The sequence below is a fragment of the Lysobacter sp. 22409 genome, from assembly GCF_052045105.1.
Taxonomy (GTDB): domain Bacteria; phylum Pseudomonadota; class Gammaproteobacteria; order Xanthomonadales; family Xanthomonadaceae; genus Lysobacter; species Lysobacter antibioticus_B.
In genome coordinates this window covers 77410-102836 of record NZ_JBQEOE010000019.1, presented here as the reverse complement: position 1 = coordinate 102836, position 25427 = coordinate 77410, and the positions used below count along the sequence as shown (strand labels likewise).

Here is a 25427-nt window from a genome sequence, read left to right as displayed (position 1 = left end):
TATCGGCCTTCAGAGCGACACGCGCCCGTGGCGCGTTAGCGTCGCTCTTCAGCCGCCACGGCGGCATCCTGCATTACGTGTTGCGCCAACTCGCTGCGCGCAAGGCGGCTTGAGCAGCAATTGACCGAGCGGAAGACCCGCCGATAGCCCCACGGCTATCGGCCTTCAGAGCGACACGCGCCCGTGGCGCGTTAGCGTCGCTCTTCAGCCGCCACGGCGGCATCCTGCATTACGTGCTGCGCCAGTTGGCGGCACGCAAGGCGGCTTGACCGGCGCCGGTACAAACGAAGAACGCCCGGCCTTGCGGCCACCGGCACCTGCGAGAGCGGCTTCGGCCGCTCTCGTCGTATCCGGGATCTTGCTTGCGCTTGCCGGGCCATCGCCCTGGCGCCGCGAAACGCTCGCGGACTACAGCTTCGCGGTCCAGCGCGCCGAGGTCATGCGCCAGTCGCCGTCTTCCTCGCGCCAGCCGGTCTCCACTTCGTACAGCCGCGCCGCTTCGGGCAGGGGCCGGCCGGAGCCGCCGGTCAATGCCGCGGTGAAACGTACGGTCGCGTGGTCGGGCTGCAGGGCGATATCGAGCGGGCCGACCGTCACGCCGAGTTGCCGATAGCGCAGGAAACTGCCGACCGCGAGCCGGCGCGCGCCTTCGCGGTCCAGCCCCTCGGGGCCGACGAAATCGGCCGCCAGCCACTCCTGCAGGGCCGGCGCGTCGCGTTGCTCGATCGCGGCCTGGAATTGCGTCACCGAGTCGCGCAGGCGCTGCTCGGGCGGGTCGCGGCCGCAGGCCGTCGACGACAGCGCCAGGACCGCCGCCAGCACGAACCGGCGCCATGGCGGCCCGAGGCTCGATTTTCGTCGCACGGCGATCCCATTCTCGCGGCTGTTCGCACTATTCACAGGAAGCCTCCCTTTACCGCGGTCGCCTTGCCGCTATACCTACGCCGGCGGCGGCGGCCGCTTCGCACGACCGTTCGCGCGCCCCCCTCGGAGCGCCATCGTGACAGGTCCGCGAGGCCGCGGACAATGTCCGCACCGCCCTTCGCAGCATCGCCTTGCCAGTCAGTAGAGCCTATGCTCCAATCGAGAAAATACCGTACGGCAGCGCACACAGCGGGCCGGCGGCCAGAATCGACGAGCGATTAGAGAGGGGATCGCGATGAGTTTCGAACGACCGTGGCTTGCTCAGTATCCTGAAGGCGTGCCGGCACAGATCGACGTGGACGAGTTCCCGTCCATCGTATCGGTGCTGGAAAACGCTATCGAAAATTATCGCGACCGTCCCGCCTTCTCCAATTTCGGCAAGGTACTGACCTACGGCGACATCGACCGGCTCAGCGCGCAGTTCGCCGCGTATCTGCTCGGCGAACTCAAGCTCAAGAAGGGCGATCGCGTCGCGATCATGATGCCCAACTGCCTGCAGTATCCGATCGCGACCTTCGGCGTGTTGCGCGCCGGCCTGACCGTGGTCAACACCAATCCGATGTACACCGCGCGCGAGCTCAAGCATCAGCTCGACGACTCCGGCGCGGCGGTGATCTTCGTGCTCGACAACTTCGGCAAGACGGTGCAGGAAGTGGTCGGCCAGACCCAGGTCAAGCAGGTCATCAGCACCGGCCTGGGCGACATGATCGGCGGGCTCAAGGGCCCGGTGATGAACTTCGTGCTGAAGTACGTCAAGAAGATGGTGCCGGACTACGACATCCCCGGCGCGGTGCGTTTCCGCGACACCCTCACCCTCGGGCAGATGCACAAGCTGCCGGAGATCGAGATCTCGCCGGACGACATCGCCTTCCTGCAGTACACCGGCGGCACCACCGGCGTGGCCAAGGGCGCGATGCTGACCCATCGCAACCTGGTCGCGAACATGCAGCAGGCCGCGGCCTGGGTCGGCGCCAACGCCAAGCCCGGCCACGAGATCATCATCACCGCGCTGCCGCTGTACCACATCTTCGCGTTGACGGCGAACGGACTGGTCTTCATGAAGTTCGGCGGCCTCAACCACATGATCACCAATCCGCGCGACATGCCGGCCTTCGTCAAGGAACTGAAGAAAACGCCGTTCACCGCGATCACCGGCGTCAACACCTTGTTCAACGGCCTGCTCAACACGCCGGGTTTCGACGAGGTCGATTTCTCGCATCTGCACCTGACCCTCGGCGGCGGCATGGCCGTGCAGCGCGCGGTCGCCGATCGCTGGAAGCAAGTCACCGGCATCACCCTGGTCGAAGCCTACGGCCTCACCGAGACCTCGCCGGCGGCGTGCATCAATCCGATGGACCTGGCCGAGTACAACGGCTCGATCGGCCTGCCGATCTCCTCGACGGACGCCTGCGTCAAGGACGAGAACAACAACAAGCTCGGCATCGGCGAAGTCGGCGAGCTGTGCATCAAGGGCCCGCAGGTCATGAAGGGCTATTGGCAGCGCCCCGAGGAAACCGCCAACGTCATCGACGACGACGGCTGGCTGCACACCGGCGACATGGCGCGCATGGACGAGCAGGGTTTCTTCTACATCGTCGACCGCAAGAAGGACATGATCCTGGTGTCGGGCTTCAACGTGTATCCGAACGAGATCGAGGACGTGATCGCGATGATGCCGGGCGTGCTCGAAGTGGCCGCGGTGGGCGTGCCCGACGACAAGTCCGGCGAAGCGGTGAAGGTCGTGATCGTGAAGAAGGATCAGGCGCTGACCGCCGAGGACGTCAAGGCGCATGCCCGGATCAACCTGACCGGCTACAAGCACCCCAAGTTCGTCGAGTTCCGCACCGAACTGCCCAAGACCAACGTCGGCAAGATCCTGCGCCGCGAGCTGCGCGACGCGCCCAAGTAAGCCCCGCGGCACGAACCGGCGCCCTGGCGCCGCTCCCGAAGGCCCCTCCCCGAGGGGCCTTTTTCGTGTCCGCCCGGGCCGGCCCCAGCCCCGATTCGCGTTTGGGTCCAGCCCCGGTTTTGTGCCGGAAATGAATGCGCCAGGACGAAGGCCGAACCTTGTCTGAACGATGCCTGGGCGAGGTGTAGCATCGAAACGCGGGTATCCCGACCCGCCACCCGTCCTTTAGGAGTCCGCCATGTCCATGTCCGCCCGTCTGCCAATCGCGAATGTCCCCGCCCTGTTCCGCCATGTCGCCGACCCGGCCAGCGGTACCGACTGGGGCTATATGCACGCCCAGCCCGCCAATCACGTCCATGGACAGGACGCGCCCTACTCGCCTTGCTTCTCCGAGCACCTGCTGCACGACATGAAGCGCGCGCAGGAACGCATTCGCCGCGAACTGGCTTCCGATTGCGATCCGCGCGCCGGCATCCGCCATTTCGTGCTTGCTTCCGACGCCGACGTGTTCAACCTGGGCGGCGACCTGGCGCTGTTCTCGCGCATGATCCGCAGCGGCAACCGCCAGCGCCTGCTCGAGTACGCATGCCTGTGCATCGAAGTCGCCTTCAATCTTTATCAGTTGCACGAAGACCGGGTCCACAGCATCGCGGTGATCCAGGGCGATGCGCTCGGCGGCGGCTTCGAGGCCGCGCTGTGCTGCCACACCATCATCGCCGAGGCCGGCACCGGCATGGGCTTCCCGGAGGTGCTGTTCGACCTGTTCCCGGGCATGGGCGCCTACACCTTCCTGACCCGCCGGGTCACCCCGGTCCAGGCCGAACGCATGATGCTCAACGCCCGCGTCTATCCGGTCGAAGAACTGCTGCGCATGGGCGTGGTCGACCAGGTCGTGCCGCGCGGTTACGGCTTGCAGGCGGCGTCCGAGCAGATCAAGCGCAACCAGCGCATGGGCAATGCCCTGCGGGCGATGAACACGGTCCGTCAGGCCTGCCGTCCGGTCAGTCTGGACGAGCTGCTGTCGGTGACCACCGAATGGGTCGATGCGGCGATGCGCCTCAACGATCGCGGGCTCAAGACCATGGAACGCCTGGTGCGTGCGCAGCAGCGCCGGGCCGGCGCGACCGCGCCGGCGCTGGCGCTGGCCTGATGTCTTGCAGGGGGGGGCCTGCCACGCGCCTCGCGTGGCAGGATGCTGTCAAGAAACGTCGGGGACGTCCTTGCCGCGGTTGCCGCGACTGAGGCGCGCCACTTCCTGACGGCTGACGTCGGCCACCGCCGACAATTGCGTCGCGAGGTCCACGACCAGTTTCGGACACTCGCGAACGAGTACTTCGTCGCTTGCACGCATGACCTGCGAGCAGCGCTCCGCAATCGAGTGCGCGCCGAGATTTTCCGCCACGCCCTTGTAGGCGTGAGCGATCTCGCGGAACTCGTCCCAACGGGCCACCACCGCCGCCGCTTCCAGGTCGGTCTGGCAGGACTGCGCGTCTTTCAAACACTGCTCGACGAAATCGCGCAGGAACTGATCGCCCAAACCCATTTCGGCCAGTTCGGCCAACACCGCCGGGTTGGTCAGCGGACGGCTGACGTCGCTGATCGCGCGCACCGCCGGCATGCGCTGCGAATCGACCACGTCGGCGATGGTTTCGAGCAGGCGCCCGACCACGATGGGCTTGGTCAGGAACGCCATCGCGCCGGCTTCGCTGGCCGCTTCCGAGGCCTGCAGGGTCGCATCGGCACTGAGGATGATGGTCGGCGTGCGGCGGCCGTTGCCGGCCTGCATGAAACGCAGTTGCCGGATCACGTCCAGGCCGCTGAGGCCGGGCATGTGCATGTCGAGCACGGCCAGGTCGAACTGGCCGAGCTCGAGCTGGTCCAGGGCCTGTTCGCCGTCGTTGGCGGCCTGCACGCGGTGACCGGCGCGCTCCAGGATGCGGGTCAGCACAGTGCGGTTGGCCGACTGGTCGTCGGCGATCAACACCCGCAGGCTGCGCACCCGGGTCTTGTGGCGCAGGAACGGGTCCTCGAACGAGATGACCTTGCCGCTGCCCTCCTGCTGCGCATCGGGCTGGGTCAGGGCGGCCTCTTCCAGGCGCAGCGGCAGCTCGACCCAGAAATGGCTGCCGCCGCCGGGATTGGCTTCCAGGCCGATCTCGCCGCCGAGCAACTGGGTCAGGGTCTTGGCGATCGTGGTGCCCAGGCCGGTGCCGCCGAAACGGCGGGTCGGGCCGTTGTCGACCTGCTCGAAGGCCTGGAAGATGCGGTCGACGTCCTCGCTCGGCACGCCGATGCCGGTGTCGCGCACCGAGAAGCGCAAGCGCACCTGGCGCTCGATCCCGGGCGTACCGGGACCGGTGGCGCCGCCGACCAGCCGGGTGACCAGCGACACCCCGCCCTTCTCGGTGAACTTGATCGCGTTGTGCAGCAGGTTCAACAGCACCTGGGTCAGCAGCGCGCTGTCGCCGTTGAGACGCACCGGCACGTCCTGCTCGACGTCGACCTTGAGCGTCAGCCCCTTCGCCGCGGCCAGCGGTTGCAGCATCTTCTGCAGCCGCTTCATCACTTCCTGCAGGTTGAAATCGATGTCGCGGCGCTGCAGCTTGCCGGCCTCGATCGCCGAAATGTCGAGCACGTCGTTGACCAGCAACAGCAGCGACTGCGCCGAGGCGTGGATGACGTCGGCGTATTCGCGCTGGTCCGGCGCCAGCCGCGTGCCGTGCATGAGTTCGGCCATGCCGATGATGCCGTTGAGCGGCGTGCGCAACTCATGGCTCATGTTGGCCAGGAAGCGGCTCTTGGCCTCGTTGGCGCGGCGCGCGTCCTCGGTCGCCTTCTGCAGGCTGCGCAGCAACGAGGACAGGTAGGCCGGGATCGCCACCAGGCCCAGCCACAGGCCTGTCGACAGATAGGGCTGGCCGCGCCAGTAGTCGTTCTTGAGGATCACCGCCAGGAACGAGGCCCCGGCCAGGGACGCGGCGGTGTAGAGGTAGGTGGTGCCGTAGCGCAGGCCGTTGCCGATGGTTACCCACAGCACGATCACGTACAGCGGCGCCAGCGAGGGCGCGTCCAGCGACATCAGCATCGCCAGGGTCGAATAGTCGGCGAGCATGCCGATCCAGCGGCGCAGGTGCGAGACCCCGGGCCAACGCACGATCGCCGCCATCAGGCCCAGGCCGACCACCGATTCGGCCGACATCACCCACAGCATGGTCTGGGTGGCCACGCTGGCCTGGTCGAAGGCCTGCAGGCCCAGCAGGTAGGCGACGATCAGGCAGGCGATGACCAGCCGCACCAACGCCTGCCCATGCTCGCTGTCCGGGCGGTTCGAGAGGCGCTCCTTGACCACGCGCAGGGTGGAAGCCATCGGCTACTCCAAGCCGGGACGGGGGAAGCTGGCCGAATAACGATCGCAGATTTCGTCGAGCCGGGCCCGGCTGCGGATCAGGGCGTCCACGCAACGTGGATCGAACAAACGACCGCGCTGAGCGTACATATACCCCAATGCCTCCTCCACGTCCCAGGCTTTTTTGTAGGGACGCGGCGAAATCAGGGCGTCGAACACGTCTGCGACCGCCACGATCCGGGCTTCCAGGGGAATATCGTCCCCGACCAGCCCGTCCGGGTAGCCGCTGCCATCGTAGCGCTCGTGGTGGCGCAAGGCGATCAGGGCCCCGGCCTGGATGAACCGGTTCTGGCTGCCGCTGAGCAGTTCGTAGCCGATCTTGGGGTGGCGGCGCATGACCGCCGTCTCCTCCTCGGTCAGCGGGCCGGGCTTCATCAGGACCGCGTCGGGGATGGCGATCTTGCCGATGTCGTGCAGCGGCGCGGCCATCTCGATGACCCGGATCTCGTCCTCGAACATGCCCAACTGCTCGGCGATCAGGCCGGCGATGTGCGACATCCGCTCCAAGTAGGCGCTGGTGCCGGCATCGCGGTATTCGATGGCGCGGGCCAGTCGCGACAAGGTCTCGCGCTCGCGCTCCTCGACCTCGTGCATGCTCGACAGCAACCGCTGTTCGAGCGACAGAGCCCGCTGTTTGACGTTCTCGGACTGCTGGCGCAACTGCAGCAGGTTGCGGCAACGCGCACGCAGCTCGCGCGGACGCACCGGCTTGACCAGGAAATCGATCACACCGGCTTCGAGTGCAGCCTGGCGCACCGGTTCGTCGCCGACCACCGTCACCAGGATGATCGGGATGTCCCGGTGCATCGGCAGGCGGCGGAAACGGCGCGCGAACTCCAGCCCGTCGATGCCCGGCATACGATAGTCGAGCAGCAACAGATCGGGCTGGTGCGTTTCGCACCACGCCAACGCGGCCTCGGGCTCGCCGAAATCGTGCACCGACAACTCGGACGCGATGTCCTCGATGATGTGGCGCAACATGGTCCGCGCGGACGTTTGGTCATCGACGATAACGACGTTCACACCGGCTTCCGTAATGGGGTCACCCCCTGTGGTGACCGATCTGGGAGCATACCCCGCCAGGATGCCCGTGACAGCCGCCGAAGGTCCCTAGACGATCCGACTTCGCCCGGTATTCGTCCGGGCCAAGCTTGCGAATGAGCGCTGTACGTCACGGTTCAACGCGGGGCGACTGAAGAAACGGCCAACCCGCGTTGGCCGTCCATTGTGCTTGCCTGCGTTTGGACTCGGTCGATGGGTTTGGCCGATGGGTTGGGCCGGCGCTAGCGGCCATGCGGCCCATGCGGACCGGATGCCGCCGGGCGCCGCCGCCCGGGGGCGGCTCAGAGTCCGGCTTCGGGACGCATATAGGGGAACAACAGCACATCGCGGATCGACGAGGAGCCGGTCAGCATCATCACCAGGCGGTCGATGCCGATGCCCAGACCGCCGGTCGGCGGCAGGCCGACTTCGAGCGCGCGGATGTAGTCGGCGTCGTAGTGCATGGCCTCGTCGTCGCCGCCGTCCTTCTGGTCGACCTGGGCCTGGAAACGCGCGGCCTGGTCTTCCGGGTCGTTGAGCTCGGAGAAACCGTTCGCCAGTTCCTTGCCGCCGATGAACAACTCGAAACGGTCGGTGAGTTCCGGGTCGAGGTCGTTGGCGCGCGCGAGCGGGCTCACTTCGACCGGATGATCGGTGATGAAGGTCGGCTGGATCAAAGTGTGCTCGACGGTCTTTTCAAAGATTTCGAGCAGCAGCTTGCCCCAGCCGTAGCCCGGCTTGACCGCGACCTTGAGGCGCGCGCCGTGGGCGCGCATGGCGTCGAGGTCGCGCAGTTCTTCGCGCTTGATCTCGGGGTTGTGTTCGAGCACCGCGTCGGTCATCGACCAGCGGCGGAACTTCGGCCCGAGGTCGATCGGGTTGCCGTCCCATTCGACCTGGGTGGTGTTGAGCACGTCGGTCGCGGCGTGGCGGATCACCGCCTCGGTCAGGTCCATGATCTCGGTGTAGGTGGCGTAGGCCTCGTACAACTCGAGCATGGTGAACTCGGGGTTGTGCCGGGTCGACACGCCCTCGTTGCGGAAATTGCGGTTGATCTCGTAGACGCGTTCCAGGCCGCCGACGACCAGGCGCTTGAGGTACAGCTCCGGCGCGACGCGCAGGTACAGCTGCAGGTCGAGCGCATTGTGATGGGTGGTGAACGGCTTGGCCGCGGCGCCGCCGGGGATGTAATGCATCATCGGCGTTTCCACTTCGAGGAAGCGCCGCGTATCCAGCCAGGCGCGCATCGAGCGGATGATTTTGGAGCGCTTGACGAACACGTCACGCGCATCCGGCGACACGATCAGGTCGACATAGCGCTGGCGGTAGCGCTGCTCGACGTCGGCCAGGCCGTGGAACTTGTCCGGCAAGGGACGCAAGGCCTTGGTCAGCAGGCGCAGGGTCTCGGCCTTGACCGACAGCTCGCCGGTCTTGGTGCGGGTGATCGGACCTTCGGCGGCGACGATATCGCCGACGTCCCAGCCCTTGAACTTGTCGTAGGTCTCGCCGAGCGCGTTGGCCTGCAGGAACAACTGGATGCGCCCCGACTCGTCCTGGATCTGGACGAAGCTCGCCTTGCCCATGACCCGCTTGAGCAGGATGCGGCCGGCGACCGCGACCCGGCGCGCCTCGCTGTCCAGCGCTTCCTGGGTCCAATGCTCGGCGTCGATGTACTGCGCCTGCAGGTCGCCGACGAAATCGCCGCGGCGGAAATCGTTCGGGAACGCGATGCCCTCGCCGCGCATGGCCGTGAGTTTGGCGCGACGCTCCGCGATCAGATGGTTCTCGTCGATGGGCGGCAGGCTGGTGTCGTCGGTCATGGTCTGGGTTTCAGGTAGGGCTTGGGAAAGCTGGAGGGATGCAGATTACTGAAGTCGCGGCGCGGGCGCTTGAGTGGCGGTCGGCGGCAGGCGTGGAGACGGCGTGGCGGATGCGGACGGTCTTGGCGGGCGATCTTGGCGGGCGAGCAAGGCAATGGAGGGACGGCAGCAGTCCGCGTGTATACGGCAACGCATTTCTGCTCCCTCCCCCTTCAGCCCGTCATCCCCGCGAAGGCGGGGATCCAGAGCTTCACCGATGCGCACTCTGAAGTCGTTGGATCCCCGCCTTCGCGGGGATGACGACCTGACAGACGCGACGGCTACAGGACCCGATTCCCGAATCCCGGCTCTCAGACCGCGTCGATGCGTTTCGAACCCACTTCCAGGCCGGACTTCAGGCTGGCCTCGACGAATTCGTCGAGATCGCCGTCGAGCACCTTCTGGGTGTCGCTGCGTTCGATGCCGGTGCGCAGATCCTTGATGCGGCTCTGGTCGAGCACGTAGTTGCGGATCTGGCTGCCCCAGCCGATGTCGGACTTGGTCGCCTCGACCGCATCGCGCACGGCGTTGCGCTTCTGGATTTCCAGCTCGTACAACTTCGCCGCCAACATTTTCATGGCGCGGTCGCGGTTGGCGTGCTGGCTGCGCTCGGTCTGGCAGGCCACCACGATCCCGCTCGGGACGTGGGTGATGCGCACCGCCGATTCGGTCTTGTTGACGTGCTGGCCGCCGGCACCCGAGGAGCGGTAGACGTCGGTCTTGAGGTCGGCCGGGTTGATCTCGATGTCGATCTTGTCGTCGACTTCCGGCGACACGAACACCGAAGTGAAGCTGGTGTGGCGGCGGTTGTCGGAGTCGAACGGCGACTTGCGCACCAGGCGGTGCACGCCGGTCTCGGTCTTCAGCCAGCCGTAGGCGAAATCGCCTTCGACGCGGAAGGTCGCCGACTTGATGCCGGCCACGTCGCCGCCGCTGACTTCCATCAGCTCGGCCTTCCAGCCGCGCGATTCGGCCCAGCGCAGGTACATGCGCAACAGGATTTCGGCCCAGTCCTGGGCCTCGGTGCCGCCGGCGCCGGCCTGGATGTCGACGAAGGCCGAAGCCGCGTCCATCGGGCCGGAGAACATGCGCCGGAACTCGAGTTCCTCGACCTGCTTGGCGTAGCGCTCGACGTCCTCGACCACGGCCAGCGCGGTCGACTCGTCGTCTTCCATTTCGGCCAGTTCGAGCAGTTCGTCGGCGCCGACCAGCCCGTCGGTGAGACGGCGGATACCGTCGACCACCTTTTCCAGGCTGGCGCGCTCACGGCCCAGGCCCTGGGCCTGTTCGGCGTTGTTCCAGATATCGGGGCTTTCGAGCTCCCGGTTTACTTCTTCGAGACGTTCGACTTTGCTGTCGTAGTCAAAGATACCCCCTGAGCGAATCCAGCCGGCCCCGGAGGTCGGCGATGCGCTGGCGGACGGGATTGAGCTCGATCATGTCCGATGGTCTTGAATGCGGATGAGAACCGCCGATTCTAGCAGCCCGAGGGGCCGGGACGCCCGCCCGGCTCAGCGCCTCGGGGTAGGAGCGGCGCAAGCCGCGACCGCGCCCCACCCCGGCTCCGGCGAACCGGGCCAGGCCGGCGCCCCGTTCCGACGCGCCGCCCTGCCCCGCGACCTCATCGGCCGGGCTTACTTCAGCCCGGCTTGCTTCGGCCGGCCTCACTTCACCTCGAACTCGCCCACCATCACCACTTCGGCGTGGTCCTTCAGGCGCAGAGTCACCTTCTGCTCGGTCGGCTGGGCGCCGCCGAAGCCGGTGCTGAGCCACAGGTGCAGGGTCGTCGCCCCGGTCACCAGTTGCTGGCGGTCGCCGTAGAAGTTGGCCTCGACCTTGTACTTGCCGGGCTTGGCGTCGCGCAGGATGAATTCCTCAGGGCCGTAGCCGCCGGTGAAGTCGTTGGAGATGCGCCCGCCCTGATAGGTCAGCTTGTGGCGGTAGTAGCACTTCTCGCCGTTCGGGTCGGTCACCCACAGGTCCATGTCGCTGTTGTCGCTGTCCCAACTCAACACCACGCGCAGGTCCAGCGGCAGGTTACGCAGCAGGCGCCGGTCGATGCGCGAGGTATCCAGCCCTTGCGGGTGGGCCGCGACGATGGCGTTGAGCTCGGCCATGGCGATTTCCTCCACGCCCGGGAAGCGGCCGTCCCAATCGCGCAGGGCGATCTCGTACAAGGCCTCCACCGCCTGCGGGTATTGGGCATTGGCGGCATAGGCCAGGCCCAGGTCGCGGAAGCTTTGCGGCTCTTCCTCGGCCAGGCCGCGCACGCGCTCGAACACCGGCACCGCCAGCGCGGGCTGTTCAGCCTGCATCAGGCGATAGCCGAGCACACGCAGGATGTGGCGGTTCTCCAGGTCCATCTCGGCCAGGTTGGAGAGCACGCGCAGGGCCAGGTCGCGCTGGCCTTTCTCGATCAGCACGTCGGCGACGTCGAGATAGAACGCCGTGCTGGTCGCATGCGAATCGCGCTCGTCGAGGTAGATCGCATACACGCGGTCGGCACCGGCCTGGCGCAGGCGTCGTGCGTACGGCGAGTCGGGCTGCCACGGCTGCAGGACGATGCGGGCGCCGGCGCCGGCTTCTGCGTCCTGCCCGGCTTTGTCCGAGGCGGCATCGACGCGCGAGCCGGTCACCGTGATCGTCTCGAGTCTCGCCTCTGCCTCCATCGGCATAGGCGCGACTGCGGCGACCGGGGCCGCAGGCGCCGGCGCATAAGCCAGCGAACGCTGCACGTTGCCATGCGCCCCCGCCTGGGCACGCCGCAGCTTGGCCTCATCGGCTACTTGCGGCGGCGCGCCCTTCGGCCAACTGCGCTGCCACCATTCGATGCGTTCGGCGTAGAGCGCGGCGACCCGGTCCAGGCTCTGCCGGCGGGTACGCTCGCGCTCGTCGCTGCCTTCGGCCTTGAGCCGGCGAAATTCGTCGAGGCGGTCCGGCGGGGTGATGTCGTAACGCACGTAGTCGGCCAGATCGTCGAGCACGATCAGCGAGGTTTCCGCAGTGACGATGCCGAAGCGCTGGCCGAGGCGCGCGATCGCGGCGCGGTTGAGTTCGGGGTCGGCCTGCATCGCGCCGATCGAATACTGCGCCCACAGCGCAGCCGGGAAGACGCTGGCCGGCGCATCCGCATCGATAGGCACGACGAGCTCGCGCACCCGGCCGCCGTCGCGCACCTTCAGGCTCAGCTTGGCCGGGCGATCGCGCAGCTTGCCGACGATACGCAACAGGCCGCCGTCGGCGAACGGCGAATCGGCGACCACCTCGGCCGTGCCGAGGCCGTCGACGCCGAGCAATTGCGGCCCTTCGTTGAGCAGGACATCGGCGGCGCGATCGAGTTCGCCGGCGCGCTGCCACGCCACCAGACGGCCGCCGTGCGCCTGCGCCAGGGCACGCAGGCCGTCCTGGTCGGAGGCCGCACCGGCCGAATTCAAGGCATATAGGCGCTGACCGGCGAGCAAGGCCGGGAAGCGGCGTTGGCCGTAGTTGAACAAGCCGTCGCTGACCAGCAGGTATTCCTCGATGCCGGCCTGCGGCTGCCAACCGCCCGGGTCGGTGGCGCCGTCGTAGACCGTGCTTTCGAGTTCGCGCTTGAGCGCCGACCAGTCGCCGCCCTTGACCGCGAAAGCCTGCGCGGGCTCGGCGCGATCGCGCAGCCGGACCAGGCTGACCCGGACCTCGCCGGCGGCGCGGAAATAACGATCCAGCAGTGCGAGTTCGCTGGCGCGCTCGCGCTTGCGGCCCGAGGCCGAGCTGTCCCACAGCAAGCCGATGGATTTCGGCAGCGCGCGCGGCTGGCGCGCACCGGCCAGCGGCACTTCGGCGAGGAAGAAACGTTCGCCATCCAAGTCCTGGGTGTAGGCGCGCGGCGCGGTGGCGGCCTGCACCCGCAGGCTCAGGGCGTCGCCGAGCGGTCGGCCGCGCAGCGCCAGCCGGTAGCGGCCGGCGCTCGAGGCGATCTCCGTCTGCTGGCTCAGACCGACCAGGCGCGGCTTCTGCGCCGAGACCAGCTCGAGGCTGAAACTGCGCGCCTGCGCGGCGAACGCCAGCGGCAGCTCGTAACGCCAGTCGCCGCCCTCGCGAGCGAGCGACTCGACCAACTCCAGCCGCACCCGCCGCGTGCCCTGGGCCGGGATCGGGTAGACCCGCAATTTGAACTGATTGCCGGCGGTCTTCTCCAACAGCGCCGGGTCGACGCCGCGGCGTTCGATCGCCTCGAACACCTGCCGGCCCTTGTCCTTCGGCACCGGCACCGCGGCGCGCAGCTTGCCGTCGATGTCGAGCGCGAAGCCGGCGACCTGCTGGCCGTCGCGCAAGGGGAACTGCAACTGCCCTTCGAGCACGCGTCGGTTCGGGTTGCGGAACACCAGCTCGACCGAGGTCCGGGCCAGCCCGCCGACGATCTCGCCGTCGACGCGGGCCGATTCGAGCACGATGGGCGTTTCGACGCCGCGCACTTCGAGCAAGGGCGGCGCGGTGACATCCCCGCGGATCTGCGCACTGGCGACGGTGGCGAGGGCGAGCAACAGGCAAAACACGGAACGAACGACTGCGAAGGACGGTTTCACCGGTCACCTCTTCCTTAAGAACGGGGTCTGCAACCTCTAACGCGGCGACTGCGCGAACGGGGTTGAAGGGCGTCGCTTCCATGCACGCGGCGCGGCGGTGGCGCGAACGTCACAGCCTGCGGGGCGTTGGGGTGGGATGCAAGTTGGGCTTGTTGCGGGGGCCAAAGAGCAAATCCCCCCTGCCCCCCTTTGCCAAAGGGGGGAGCAGCAAGCATCACCGGGGCTGGGTGCTCGTGCTCGTGCTCGTGCTCGTGCCGGTGCCGGCGCCGGTGCTGGTGTCGGTGTCGGTGTCGTTGCCGTTGCTGGTCTCGGTGCTCGCACACGCCAACCGTCGCCCCCTTTGGAAAAGGGGGCGAGCGCCCGGCGACGGCCGATGAAACCCGATCACTGCAGCGCGGGGGATTTGCTCTGCCCAACGAAAGCCGAGACGGCCCCCTGGCCATCAAGGCCGATACAAGGACCGCAGGCTCAAGGCGCGTTGCAGGCTGTCCAGGCCGGCCTTCGACTTCAACCCGATCTCCACGGTTTCGCCCGGCAGCACAGTCAAGGCGTTGTCGGCCAACTCGACGTCGTGATCGCCGAAATCGATCCAAACCGCGCGTGCGAGCTTGCTCGCCTTCAATTGCAAACGGTATCCCTCGCCATCGCGGCGCAGTTCGCCGTGCAGCTCGGGGTCCTGCCAGGCCAGGCGCCTGGATTCGCCGAAGTAGACGGCGCGACGCGACACCGTCTTGCCGTCGACGATGAGGTCGAACACCGCCGCGGTGCGCAAGGGATCGGCATCGCCGAGCAGTTCGGCGTCGCTCCAGGCGCCGGCCGCGGTCGAGGCCAACGCCGACAGGGTCGCCGGCTTGCGTTCGTCGCGGTGGACGCGGCCATCGAAATCCATGACCCGCAAACGCCATTCGCCCTGCAAGGGTGTGGTGCGGTCCGACAGCAGGCTCAGCTCGGTGCGTCCGCCGGCCGGGCGGCGCAAGGGCGCGATGGCGACGTCGGCGAAAAAGCGCTTGGCGTGGAAATGCAGCGGCTTCCAGCGCCCGTAGTAATCCAGGCTCGACCAGGACGCGCCCGGCCAGACGTCGTTCAACTGCCAATACAGCGAACCCATCGTTCGCGGACGCGAGGCGCGGTGGTGCAAGGCGGCCAGCTCGATGCCTTCGGCCTGTACCTGCTGGCTCAGATAGACGAAATCGGCGAAGTCGCGCGGCTCGCCGTATTCGCGGCGGATGTACAGCAGCAAGCGCGAGTTGCCGTCGCCGGCCAGGAACTTTTGGTGCGCGCGGATCACCGGCGCGTTGATGCCCTGCTCTTCGGGGCGGGCGAAACTGGCGATGGTGCGCAGCGACGGCCAACCCTGCAGGCCGTACTCGGACATGAAGCGCGGGGTCTCGTCGAGGTAGGCCGTGGCCGGCAAGGCCGGGCCGCCCCACACGTCCCAGTAATGCTTGTCGCCGTTGTTGGAGTCGTTGGCCTTGTCGGCCAGGTCGTTGCTCGGCGAACTCGACCAGTACGGCACGCCGGCCCCCTCTTCGGCGACGACCCGACGCAGGTCCTTGCCGAACAAGGCCACATAGCCCTCCCACACCGTCTGCGCGAACTTCGGATCGGCCGCGGCCAGCTTGGTCCGATGGCCCCAGTCCTTCCAGGCGGTTTCTTCTTCGTTGTTGCCGCACCACAGCACGATGCTGGGGTGGTTGCGCAAGCGGCGCACATTGTCGCGCGCCTCGGCCACGACGTTAGCGCGGAAAGCGGGGTCATAGCCGGGCGGCATGCCACCACCGAACATGAAGTCCTGCCAGACCATCAGCCCGAGTTCGTCGGCCAGCTCGAAGAAGTCGTCGGACTCGTAATAACCGCCGCCCCAGTTGCGCAGCATGTTCATGTTGGCGTCGCGTGCGGACTGCAGGTCGCGGCGCAGGCGCTCGCGGGTCACCCGCGCCGGGAAGGCGTCGAACGGAATCGCGTTGGCGCCCTTGGCGAACACCGGGATGCCGTTGACGACGAAGGCGAAGCCCTGGCCGCCGGCATCGCGCTCGCGGCGCAGTTCGATGCTGCGCAAGCCGGTGCGACGCTGGGCCGCCGCCTGCACGCCATCGGCGTCGCGCACGCGGGCCTTGAAGGTGTACAAGGCTTGCTCGCCGTAACCGACCGGGTACCACAGCCGCGGCTGCGGGATCGTCAGCGGCACCGATACGGTGTTGCGGCCGCTGCGCAGTTCGGTCTCGTGACGCACGGTCTCGCCCTTGCCTTGCGAACCGGCGTAGTCGATCTCGACCGTGACCTGGCCGGCGCGGTCGCTGTCGATCTCCAGCTCCACCGTGGCCTCGGCCGCGTCCTGGGCGATGCGGCGCGGCTGCACGTGCAGGTCGGCCAGGCGCAGGCGGTCCCAGCTTTCCAGCCGCACCGCGCGCCAGATGCCGGCACTGACGTAGCGCGGGCCCCAGTCCCAGCCGTAGTGGTAGCCGGGCTTGCGCACGAAGTTGGCGGTCATCGCATCGCGCGGCTCGTCGCCGTAGGGCGACGGGTAATTACCGGCGATCTTGTGCGGCATCGCCTGCACCTGCGGCAGCGTTCGCCGGATCGGCGAATCGAACACCACCCGCAGCTCATTGCCGCGTTCGCGCAGATGGCCCTGGGTCGGCACGCGCCAGGTGCGGAAACTGTTGTCGGCCTTGAGCAGTTCGACGCCGTTGAGCTGCACGGTCGCGAAGGTGTCCAGGCCCTCGAACACCAGCTCGATGTGCGCACGCTTCAGGGTGGCGCGATCGACGTCGAAGCTGGTGCGGTATTCCCACTGCGCCAGGCCGATCCATTGCAGGCTGCGCTCGCGCGCGCCGACGTAGGGGTCGGCGATCAGGCCGGCCGCGAACAGATCGGTGTGCACATGCCCCGGCACCTGCGCCTTGCGCCAATCGGTGGCGGCGGCATGCGCGGCGGCTTCGGGGTCGCCCGGCACCAGCCGGAACTGCCAATCGCCGTGCAAGGCCTGCGCGCTCGCCTCGGCCGCCCGGGCCCAGTCCGCGCTCAGGGCCGCGGCCAGCATCAGGCCGATCGCGGCGGCCGTGCGCAGTGCCGAAACGAAGGTGTTCTTGGACCGGAGTGTCGCCATGCTTGCCCCAAGGGAGTCGCTTGCCGTGGTTGCGCGGCCGCAGCAGCGGCGGCCGGCCATGAATTCGAAACCGGTCGTGCCCGAGGCCCGGGAGAAAAACGGGAGCGCCCATCCAGGCGCCCCCTGCCCGAGAATCGGGAAAAAACCCTGCGTCCCGCCTGGAGAGCGCGGAATCGCCGGGCCACCACCGCTTACTGGAGAGCGTTTGCCGCGGCCGGTCGCGAACGGCCGGCCGCGGGTATTGCATCGATGCATCGATACCGACCGCATCGGTCGGACCTGCATCGGTCAAGCCTGCATCAATCGAACTTGTAAACGAACTCGGCCGAGATTTCGCGGCCCACGCGCGAGAACACCCGTTCGTTGGCGTAGATGAAGAACATCTTGTAGGGGTCCTTGTACTCGGCTTCGTCGAACAGGTTGTCGATGTACAGGTTGACCCGGGCCTGTTCGGTCAGCTGGTAGCCGGCGGTCAGGTTGAAGTAGATCGGCGCCTTCAGCTTGCCGACCATCCGGCATTCCGTCGAGGTTTGCCCCGGCATGACCGGTGCGCAACGGTTGTAGTTGTCGCCGTTGGTGTGGCCGATGCGATTGGCGAACAGGGTGGCGTTCCACGGCCCGCGCGACCAGCTGGCGCTGGCGCGGGCGAAGGTGCGCACATCGTTGTCGCGGTTTTCCTGCATCGGCGCGCCCGGGTCGCGCTGCTCGTTGTTCTTCAACTGGTTGGTGTAGTTGAGCGCGAAGCTGAAGTCGCCCCAGGCCGTCGCCGGCAACTTGTAGCGGGCCGACACGTCGACGCCCGCGACTTCGCGGTAGGCGATGTTGATCGGGCCGCTGCGCACCGAGGTCACCTGGCCCAAGGGATAGTTGGGATCGGCGACGCCGAAGGCGTTGGTGCCCGGGCTGCTGCGGCTCACGCGCGAGAGGATGCTCGAACACGTCGACGAGCCCGGCGCGACCTGCATCCGATCCGACGACCTGCGCGGAACGCCGTTGATGCACTGGCTTTCCAGGTCGAGGATGTCGGCGATGTCGAAATCGCGCACCTGGTTGTCGATGGTCATGCGCCAATAGTCGGCACTGAACGACAGATTGTCGGTCGCATCCCAGACCAGACCCGCACTCCAGGACTTGCCAGTCTCGCTGTCGAGCTTGAGGTTACCGGTGCGGCTGGTGGCGTGACGGTAATACACCGACGCCGAGCCGCAGTTCGGGCCCTGGTTGCGCTTGATGCACGAAGCGACGTCGGCGCTTTCCTGGGTGCCGGTGCCGCTGGTGGCGAACAGGTAATGCATGTCCGGCGCGCGGAAGGTGGTGTTGTAGGCGCCGCGCAGCAGCAGGCTTTCGATCGGGCGCCATTCTAGGCCGGCGTTCCAGGTGAAGTTGCCTTCCTTGCGGCTGTCGTCGTCGTAGCGATCGAAACGGCCGGCGGTGGTCAGGTCCAGCGATTCGAACAGCGGCAACTTGAACTCGACGCCGATCGCATAACGCTTGCGGTCGCCGCCGCCCTGGTTGGTACCGCCGGGCTGGTCGTACTGCTTGTTGGGGCCGAAGGTCAGCGGATCGGGGCTCAGGCGATAGCCTTGCGAGCCCGCTTCCAACACCGCGGCGAAACCGACCGGGCCGGCCGGCAAGTCGAACAAGTCGCCGTTGACCGCGAACTGGGCCTGGTTCATCCACGACTTGGCACTGGAATGGCCGTGGGTGGTCAAGCGCTGGAAGGTCGCCATGTCCATCGGGTTCCAGAAACGATCCTGGTTCAAGCGATAGGCCGGCAAGCCGCCATTCGTGCCCAGCTGCGGCCCGAGGAAATACTCGTCGACCGCGCTCTGCACCACCGAGGGGAAGCTGAAGTCGACCTTGTACTCGGTGCGGCCGACGGTGGCGTCCCAGTTGAACCTTTCGCCGAAGCGGCCGCGCAGACCGCCGGCCAGGTCCCAGGAGCGTTCGTTGGTGTAGAACAGGAACGGATCGCGGCCGCCGGCCTCGGGCACGGTGAAGGCGCGACGCGCCTGGTAGCTGCGGCCGGTGCCCTGGTCGTAGAAGGCACCGCCTCGGTTCAACTCGAAGCGCAGGGCCTCGTCCTGGCGCGACTCGCCTTCGCTGTCCCACAACGAGGCGCTGACCCAGGCCTGCATGCCGTTGTCGAAGTCGTAGCTGAAATTGCCGAAGGCCGAGACGTTGTTGGACCCGTTGCGCAGGCTCCACAAGGCGTTGCCCTTGCCCTGGGTGCAGCTGTAGCCGGGGAACTCGGGGGCATTGCCCTCGTTGCCGATGAAGTTGTGCAGCGGCAAGTCCTGGAAGCGGTCGCAGGCGCCGGTCGGCGGCGTCACGCGGCGCTTGCTGGCGCTGTCGATCAGTTCCACGCCCCAGACCCACGGCCAGGGATCGTTGACCAGCGGCTTGACCGTGTTGGCCGGCTCGAGGTCGGAGTCGACGAACTCGCGGTCGCCGGCGAACAAAGTTTCGCGGCCGCTCCACTGCACGCCGTAGGTCGCGCTCCACTTGTCGCCGGTGCGGCCGCCGGTCCACGACAGGTCGAAGGAGTCGCCGCCGCCGCGGGTGGTGGTACCGCCCTTGATGCGCACTTCGTCGCCATTGAAGTTCTTCTTCATGATGACGTTGATCACGCCCGCCATCGCGTCGGAACCGTAGATCGCCGAGCCGCCGCTGGCCAACACTTCGATGCGCTCGACCGCGGCCATGGGGATGTTGTTGAAATTGGCGAAGTTGCCGCGGCCCTCATAGGGCAGCGGGTAATCGGCGACGCGGCGCCCGTCGATCAGCAGCAGGGTGCGGCCCGGCCCGAGATTGCGCATGTTGAGCGGGCTGGCGTTCGGCGTCGGGCCCTTGTTGACGTCGGCCTGCACCGAGCCGGTGACCTCGGTCAGGGTGCTCAACGCTTCGTACACGGTCGAGAAGCCTTCGCGCTTGATCTGGTCGGCGCTGATCACCGTGACCGGCGCCGGGCCTTCGACTTCGGCGCGCTTGATGCGCGAACCGGTGACGGTGATCTTGTCGATCGACTTGACCTCGCCGGCCGCGGCCGCCGGGTCCTGCGCGGTCGCTTCCTGCGCTGCCGCGGCGAACGGCAGATACAAGGCGACGAGCATCGCCGCGGTCAAGACGTTCCTGTGTGCGCGTTGGCGTTCCGTCGGCGTGCGGCTCGGATGCTGGCGCTCGTTGCGGTGCTGATTGTGGTTCACCTGCTACCCCTCCCAATCGCGGCCGAACCCTCGGCCAAGGTTACGTTCGTGCTCTGTGTCGAGCTGCTGTGGCGTTTTTGTGGCGTTCTCTATTTGGATCGATCTAAAAAAAGGGCAAAAAAATTCCACCCGCACTTCGTCGAACTAGCGATGCGAACGGCGCGGCGCGCATCAATGCACCGTACCCTTCACATCGAGATCCTGCAGCGTCTGTCCCGGCGCGGCCCAACGCAAGCGCAGACTCTGCCCGCCGCCACGCTGGTACCAGGCCAGGCGCAGACGATGCCAGCCTCGGCGCAGCGGCAGCGAACCTTCCAGGGTCTGGTCGTAACTGTCGTTGCGGATGACCCGCTCGCCGTCGACGTACAAGGCCGAACGGTCGTCGCCCTGCAAGGCGAAGCGATACACGCCGTCGGCCGGCACTTCGATCAGTCCTTCGTACTGCAGACCGTAGCGGCTTTGCCGCGCATACGGCGCCAGGTCCAGAGAGGTCGCGACGCCCTGCTCGACCGGCGCGGCCGCGGCTTCGAACTCGTCGAGAGTGGAGAACTGGCCTTCGTACAGGCGATAGCTCAAACCCGCGCTCTTGCGCTTGGGCGGCGCCACCGCCGCGCGATAGCTGCGGTACTGCACCTGCGCGCTGTGCACGCCGCTGCGACGGCCGTTGCCGAGCACGGTGACGGTGCGCAAGCTGCGTACCTGGTCGAGCGGCACGCGCAGTTCGATCGGGCCTGCGTAAGCCGGCGAGGCATCGCTCGGCTCGCTGCCGTCGACGGTGTAGCGGATGGTCGCGCCCGGCACCGATGCGGTCAGCTCGAACACCTGCACGAATTCGTCGGGCGCGCCCTGGCCCTGTACCTGCGTCACGTCCTTCAGCCCGGCCGGCGCCGAGATGCGGTAGCCGACCTGTTCGCGGTCCAGACGCGGAAACTGCCCGCGCAAGCGCTGTTGGAAATCGGCGAAATCGCGGTCGCCCTGCGGCGTCCAGGCGACTTCGGCCAGGGCGAGCATGCGCGGGAACACCATGTACTCGACCATCGCCTCGGTCTTGAGGTACTCGCTCCAGACGTTACCCTGCACGCCGAGCACGTGCTTGGCCTGCGCGGCATCGAGTTCCTTCGGCACCGGGTCGTAACCGTAGACCTTGTCCAGGCTCAGCTCGCCGCCGAGGTTCCACTGTTCGTGGCGCGCCGGCCCCTGGCCGTAGTCGAAATAGCAGCACTGGGTCGGGGTCATGATGACGTCGTGCCCCTGGCGCGCCGCGGCGATGCCGCCGGCTTCGCCGCGCCAGGACATCACCGTCGCGTCCGGCGCCAGGCCGCCTTCGAGGATCTCGTCCCAGCCGATGATGCGCTTGCCGCGCGAATGCAGGAACTTCTCCATGCGCTGGATGAAGTAGCTCTGCAACTCGTGTTCGTCCTTCAGGCCTTCGCGGCGGATCACCGCCTGCGCGACTTCGCTGCTCTGCCAGCGCGTCTTCGGCGCTTCGTCGCCGCCGATGTGCAGGTAGGGCGCCGGGAACAGCGCCACCACTTCGTCGAGCACGTTCTCGAGGAACTTGAAGGTCTCCTCTTTCGGGCAATAAATGTCGTCGTACACGCCCCAGTTGCTTCCGACCTCGAACGGCCCCGGCGTGCAGGCCAGTTCCGGGTACGCGGCCAGCGCAGCCAGCGAGTGGCCCGGCATCTCGATTTCCGGGATCACCATGATGTGGCGGGCCTTGGCGTAGGCCACGACCTCGCGCACTTCGTCCTGGGTGTAGAAACCGCCGTAGGGCTTGCCGTCGCCGACATAGGGATCGATGTTGCGGCCGAGCACGGTTTCCTTGCGCTGCGCGCCGATCTTGGTCAGCTTCGGATAGCGCTTGATCTCGATGCGCCAGCCCTGATCCTCGGTCAGGTGCCAGTGAAACGTATTGAGCTTGTACTGCGCCATCAGGTCGACATAGCGCTTGATGAAGGCGACCGGGTACATATGCCGGCCGACGTCCAGGTGCATGCCGCGGTAAACGAAGCGCGGCTGGTCCTCGATACTCAACGCGGGCAAGCGCAATGCTTGCGCGCTGCGCGCTGCCGGCAACAACTGGCGCAGCGATTGATAGCCGTAGAACAAACCCGCCGGCGGGCCGGACAGACGGATGCCGCGCGCGGTGATTTCCAGGGTGTAACGCTCTTTCGAGCGCGCATCGGCATGGGCGGCGACCGGCTCGGCGACCAACTGCACATAGCGGCTGGGGTCGGCCTCGCCCTTGTGCACGCGCGGCGCGCCGCTGCGCAACGGCAGGGTCAGGTCCTGGGTCGCGATCAGTTCGTCGCGCAGCAACTGGGCAATGGCGCGCGCTTCGGCGTTGTTGGCATAGAGCGTGGTCGTAGCGTCGAGAACGAACTCGCCCTCGCCGCGCAGCAGCTTCGCCGGCAGCGGCACCAGTTCGGGCGCGGCCAGCGCCGTGCCGGCATTGGCGGCGACCTTGCTCGTGCCGGCCAGCGGAACCTCGTCGGCGTGCGCCAACGGCGCCAGGCCGATCGCCGCGCCGACCAGGCTCAGCATCGCCACGCGCAGTTTCGAACGCCCCATCTTCGCCAATGCGTCTTTCATCGAATCGGTTTCCTCGAACTGCTTCGAATCAACTGCCGCTTTGAGTTCCGCGCCCCCGGCCGAGGCTGGGATCGCGGATCTGCACTGCCATGCCGCCCTGAAGTTCGTCATCCCCGCGAAGGCGGGGATACAGAGACTTCAGAGCTATAACGCAGTAAGGCCCTGGATCCCCGCCTTCGCGGGGACGACGGTCTGGAAACGGACGAACCCAGGCCAGACTTCAGCGCCTCGACTTCACCGTCACGGCCTCGCCGCCATGACGTCATTACCGAAACTTCACCGCATCGAACCCATCACTGCGGCGACGCGCAGGCCGACTTCGGCAGCGCCTCCGCCTTCGTGCCCCAACCTGCGGTCGGCGGCGTCTTGTCGAGCGCAAAACGCAAAGTGCCGCCGTTGCGCAACTTCGCCCAATCCAGCCAGACCCGGTCCTGCGGCTTGCCGTCGAAGCTGGCCGACTGCACGTACTGCAGGCCGCGGCCGTCCGCGCCGGGCGCTTCGATCGTCAGGGTCTTGCCCTGCCCTAGGTCGAGCTCGACCTTTTCGAAACGCGGCGTGTGCAGCAGCAGTTCGCCGGTGCCGGGCACCGCCGGGTACAGGCCGATCGCGCTGAACAGATACCAGGCCGACATCGTGCCCAGGTCGTCGTTGCCGGTGACGCCGTTCGGCGCGTTGGTGAACAAGGCCTGCGCCGAGCGCAGCACCGCCGTGGTCTTCCACGGCTGGCCGATCAGCGTGTACATCCACGGGCTGTGCAGATCGGGCTCGTTGTTCGGGTTGTAACGGTATTGGTTGTAATAGCTGTAGGGCCCGACCACCCACTGCTTGCGCGCCGCATTGAGCGGGTCGGCGACGAGTTGGTCGTAGGCGAAGAACGCATCCAGGCGCTTGCCGGTCTGCTCATTGCCGCCCATCGCCGCGACCAGGCCGGGCATGTCTTGCTGCACCAGCCACTGGTACTGCCAGGCGGTGCCTTCGTGGAAGCCGTGGTGCGAACGTGGGCTGTAGCCGCCGTCGGCCTCGACGTAGAACTGGCCGTCGTCCAGGCGCGGACGCGGGAAACCGCGGAAACCCAGCTCCGGATCGGCCGCCTCGGCGTCCCAGACCTTGCGCCAGTTGCGGCCGCGTTCGCGCAAGGTCGCCGCGTCGGCGCTTTGGCCGAGGGCGTCGGCCATCTGCGACAAGGAGCAATCGGCCAGTGCGTATTCCAGGGTCGAGGAACCGCCGTGATGCGGATCGACGTCCATGCTCTTGGCCGGGAAGGCACGGTCGTACTGGACGAAACCGCGCTCCAGATAGCTCGGATTGCCGGCGCGGCCGTTGCTGCGCACCAGCGCCGGCGGCGTGCCGTAGGCGTTCTCGCGCAAGGCCTTATAGGCCTGCTGCTCGCGGCCTTCGAGCGCGCCGAAACGCCACAGATCGACCATGAACGGCGTCGCCGGGTCGCCGGTCATGACGTTGCTGTCGTAGTTGGCGTAGCCCCAGCGCGGCAGCCAGCCGTTCTGTTCGTGGATCTTGAGCATGGAGTTGGCGATGTCGCGTGCACGCTGCGGACGCAGCATGGCCAGAAGCTGGTTCTGCGAGCGATAGGTGTCCCACAGCGAGAAATACTCGTAATAGGTCCAGCCTTCGGCTTTGTGGATTTCGGTGTCGTAGCCGCGGTAGCGGCCGTCGCTGTCGCTGCCGGTCAACGGCTGCAGCAGCGAGTGGTAGAGCGCGGTGTAGAACACGACGCGGTCGTCGGCGCTGCCGCCGCTGACCCGCACCGAGTCCAGTTCCTTGCGCCAGCCGTCCTGCGCCTGCTTGCGCATCGCATCGAAGCTCAGCAGCTTGCCGTTCTTCATGCCTTCGTCGCGCAGGTTGCGGCGCGCGCCTTCGGCATCGACGTGCGAGATCGCGCTGACCGCGCTGACCGCGCGGCCGTCCTTGGTATCGAAGGTGAACCAGGCGCCGTGCGGACGCGTGTCGCCCTGCATGCTGGCGCGGCCGCCGGCGTGACCGCCGGTTTCGTCCCAGGTGCCGAAGCTGGCGAAGGGGCGGTCGAACTCCATGCGGTACCAGGTCGTGTATTGCTGGCCGCCGCAGAAGCTCTTGGTGACTATCTTGCCTTCGACGACGCGGTCGCCGATCACCTGCACGCTGCTGCCGACGACGAGATGACGCTCGTTGGCCTGGCCGGTGTTGACCAGGATCGTGCCCTGCTTGGCGCCGGCCGGAAAGGTGTAGCGCTCGGCCGCGGCGCGCGTCAACGCGGTCGCCTCGGCGTCGATGGGGCCGGCAGCTTCGCCGGTCAGGCGCACCTTGTAATAGCCGGCCTGGCCGACTTCGTCGTCGTGGGTATATGCCGACGCGTAGGCCTTCTGGTCGAAGGACTTGAATTCCTTGGTGTCGAAACGCTTGCCCGGGCCGATTTCGCCGGTGGTCGGCAGCACCGACAACTGACCGCCCTGCTCCCAGCAACCCGCGCCGGAAATGAAAGAGTGGCCGAAGCCGCGGATCTTCGGATCGTCGTAACGCCAGCCGCTGTAGTGATCGCCGATCGGGCTGATCTGGATCAGGCCGAACGGTGCGCTCGCGCCCGGAAAGGTGTTGCCGTCGTCCTTGCTGCCGATGAAGGTGTTGACCTCGCTCGCCGGATCGCGGCTGGGCGTGGCGGCATGGGCATTCAGCACGCCGGCGAGCGCCAGGGTCAGTGCCGCGGCGATCGGCCAGGCCTTGCCGTCGAAAACCGAAACCAAACCGCGCCTGCGCCGTACCGGATTGCGAGTCATCGTTGCCTTGCCCTGCCTGTGGTGTGGGAGATTCCGTCG

Annotated in this window: 12 protein-coding genes; 2 read left to right on the top strand and 10 right to left on the bottom strand. The window is 67.1% G+C overall.

The window, feature by feature from the left end:
- Positions 1–408 precede the first annotated feature (408 nt).
- Positions 409–864, bottom strand: coding sequence for a nuclear transport factor 2 family protein (locus ACTJJK_RS12000; protein ID WP_440730295.1), 456 nt, complete (start codon positions 862–864; stop codon positions 409–411).
- A gap of 295 nt (positions 865–1159) precedes the next feature.
- On the opposite strand from ACTJJK_RS12000, the gene ACTJJK_RS11995 reads away from it, so the two are divergent.
- Complete coding sequence (locus ACTJJK_RS11995; RefSeq protein WP_031372283.1) at positions 1160–2833, top strand: long-chain fatty acid--CoA ligase; 1674 nt, start codon at positions 1160–1162, stop codon at positions 2831–2833.
- A 238-nt stretch (positions 2834–3071) separates the two neighbouring features.
- A complete protein-coding gene (locus ACTJJK_RS11990) occupies positions 3072–3983 on the top strand; it encodes a crotonase/enoyl-CoA hydratase family protein (protein ID WP_051885052.1) in 912 nt (303 codons plus the stop codon).
- Positions 3984–4031: 48 nt separating this feature from the next.
- Here the strand turns inward: ACTJJK_RS11990 and ACTJJK_RS11985 are convergent, their stop codons facing one another.
- The 9 genes from ACTJJK_RS11985 to ACTJJK_RS11945 form a co-directional block, all read right to left on the bottom strand.
- Positions 4032–6200, bottom strand: a complete 2169-nt coding sequence (locus ACTJJK_RS11985) for a response regulator (protein WP_223620184.1) — start codon at positions 6198–6200, stop codon at positions 4032–4034.
- A 3-nt stretch (positions 6201–6203) separates the two neighbouring features.
- Complete coding sequence (locus tag ACTJJK_RS11980) at positions 6204–7325, bottom strand: HD domain-containing phosphohydrolase (protein ID WP_425599977.1); 1122 nt, start codon at positions 7323–7325, stop codon at positions 6204–6206.
- Between the two features lie 257 nt (positions 7326–7582).
- Positions 7583–9100: a lysine--tRNA ligase gene (lysS, locus tag ACTJJK_RS11975; RefSeq protein ID WP_440730294.1), complete on the bottom strand. Its 1518-nt coding sequence runs from the start codon at positions 9098–9100 to the stop codon at positions 7583–7585.
- Positions 9101–9450: 350 nt separating this feature from the next.
- A protein-coding gene (gene prfB, locus ACTJJK_RS11970; protein ID WP_144436410.1) for a peptide chain release factor 2 occupies positions 9451–10579 on the bottom strand; the annotation gives its coding sequence in 2 pieces (ribosomal slippage) (positions 9451–10503 and positions 10505–10579; 1128 coding nt in all).
- A 224-nt stretch (positions 10580–10803) separates the two neighbouring features.
- The gene (locus ACTJJK_RS11965) at positions 10804–13707 is read right to left on the bottom strand and encodes a VIT domain-containing protein (protein WP_440730293.1); all 2904 of its coding nucleotides are present in this window, start codon (positions 13705–13707) and stop codon (positions 10804–10806) included.
- Between the two features lie 442 nt (positions 13708–14149).
- Complete coding sequence (locus ACTJJK_RS11960; RefSeq protein WP_440730298.1) at positions 14150–16750, bottom strand: beta-mannosidase; 2601 nt, start codon at positions 16748–16750, stop codon at positions 14150–14152.
- Between the two features lie 365 nt (positions 16751–17115).
- Complete coding sequence (locus ACTJJK_RS11955; RefSeq protein WP_440730292.1) at positions 17116–20022, bottom strand: TonB-dependent receptor plug domain-containing protein; 2907 nt, start codon at positions 20020–20022, stop codon at positions 17116–17118.
- A 171-nt stretch (positions 20023–20193) separates the two neighbouring features.
- Entirely contained in the window at positions 20194–22617 is a 2424-nt protein-coding gene (locus ACTJJK_RS11950) for a family 20 glycosylhydrolase (RefSeq protein ID WP_440730291.1), read from the bottom strand.
- Between the two features lie 293 nt (positions 22618–22910).
- Positions 22911–25304 (bottom strand): GH92 family glycosyl hydrolase, encoded by a 2394-nt coding sequence (locus ACTJJK_RS11945; RefSeq protein WP_440730297.1) that lies wholly within the window; start codon positions 25302–25304, stop codon positions 22911–22913.
- Positions 25305–25427: the final 123 nt, after the last annotated feature.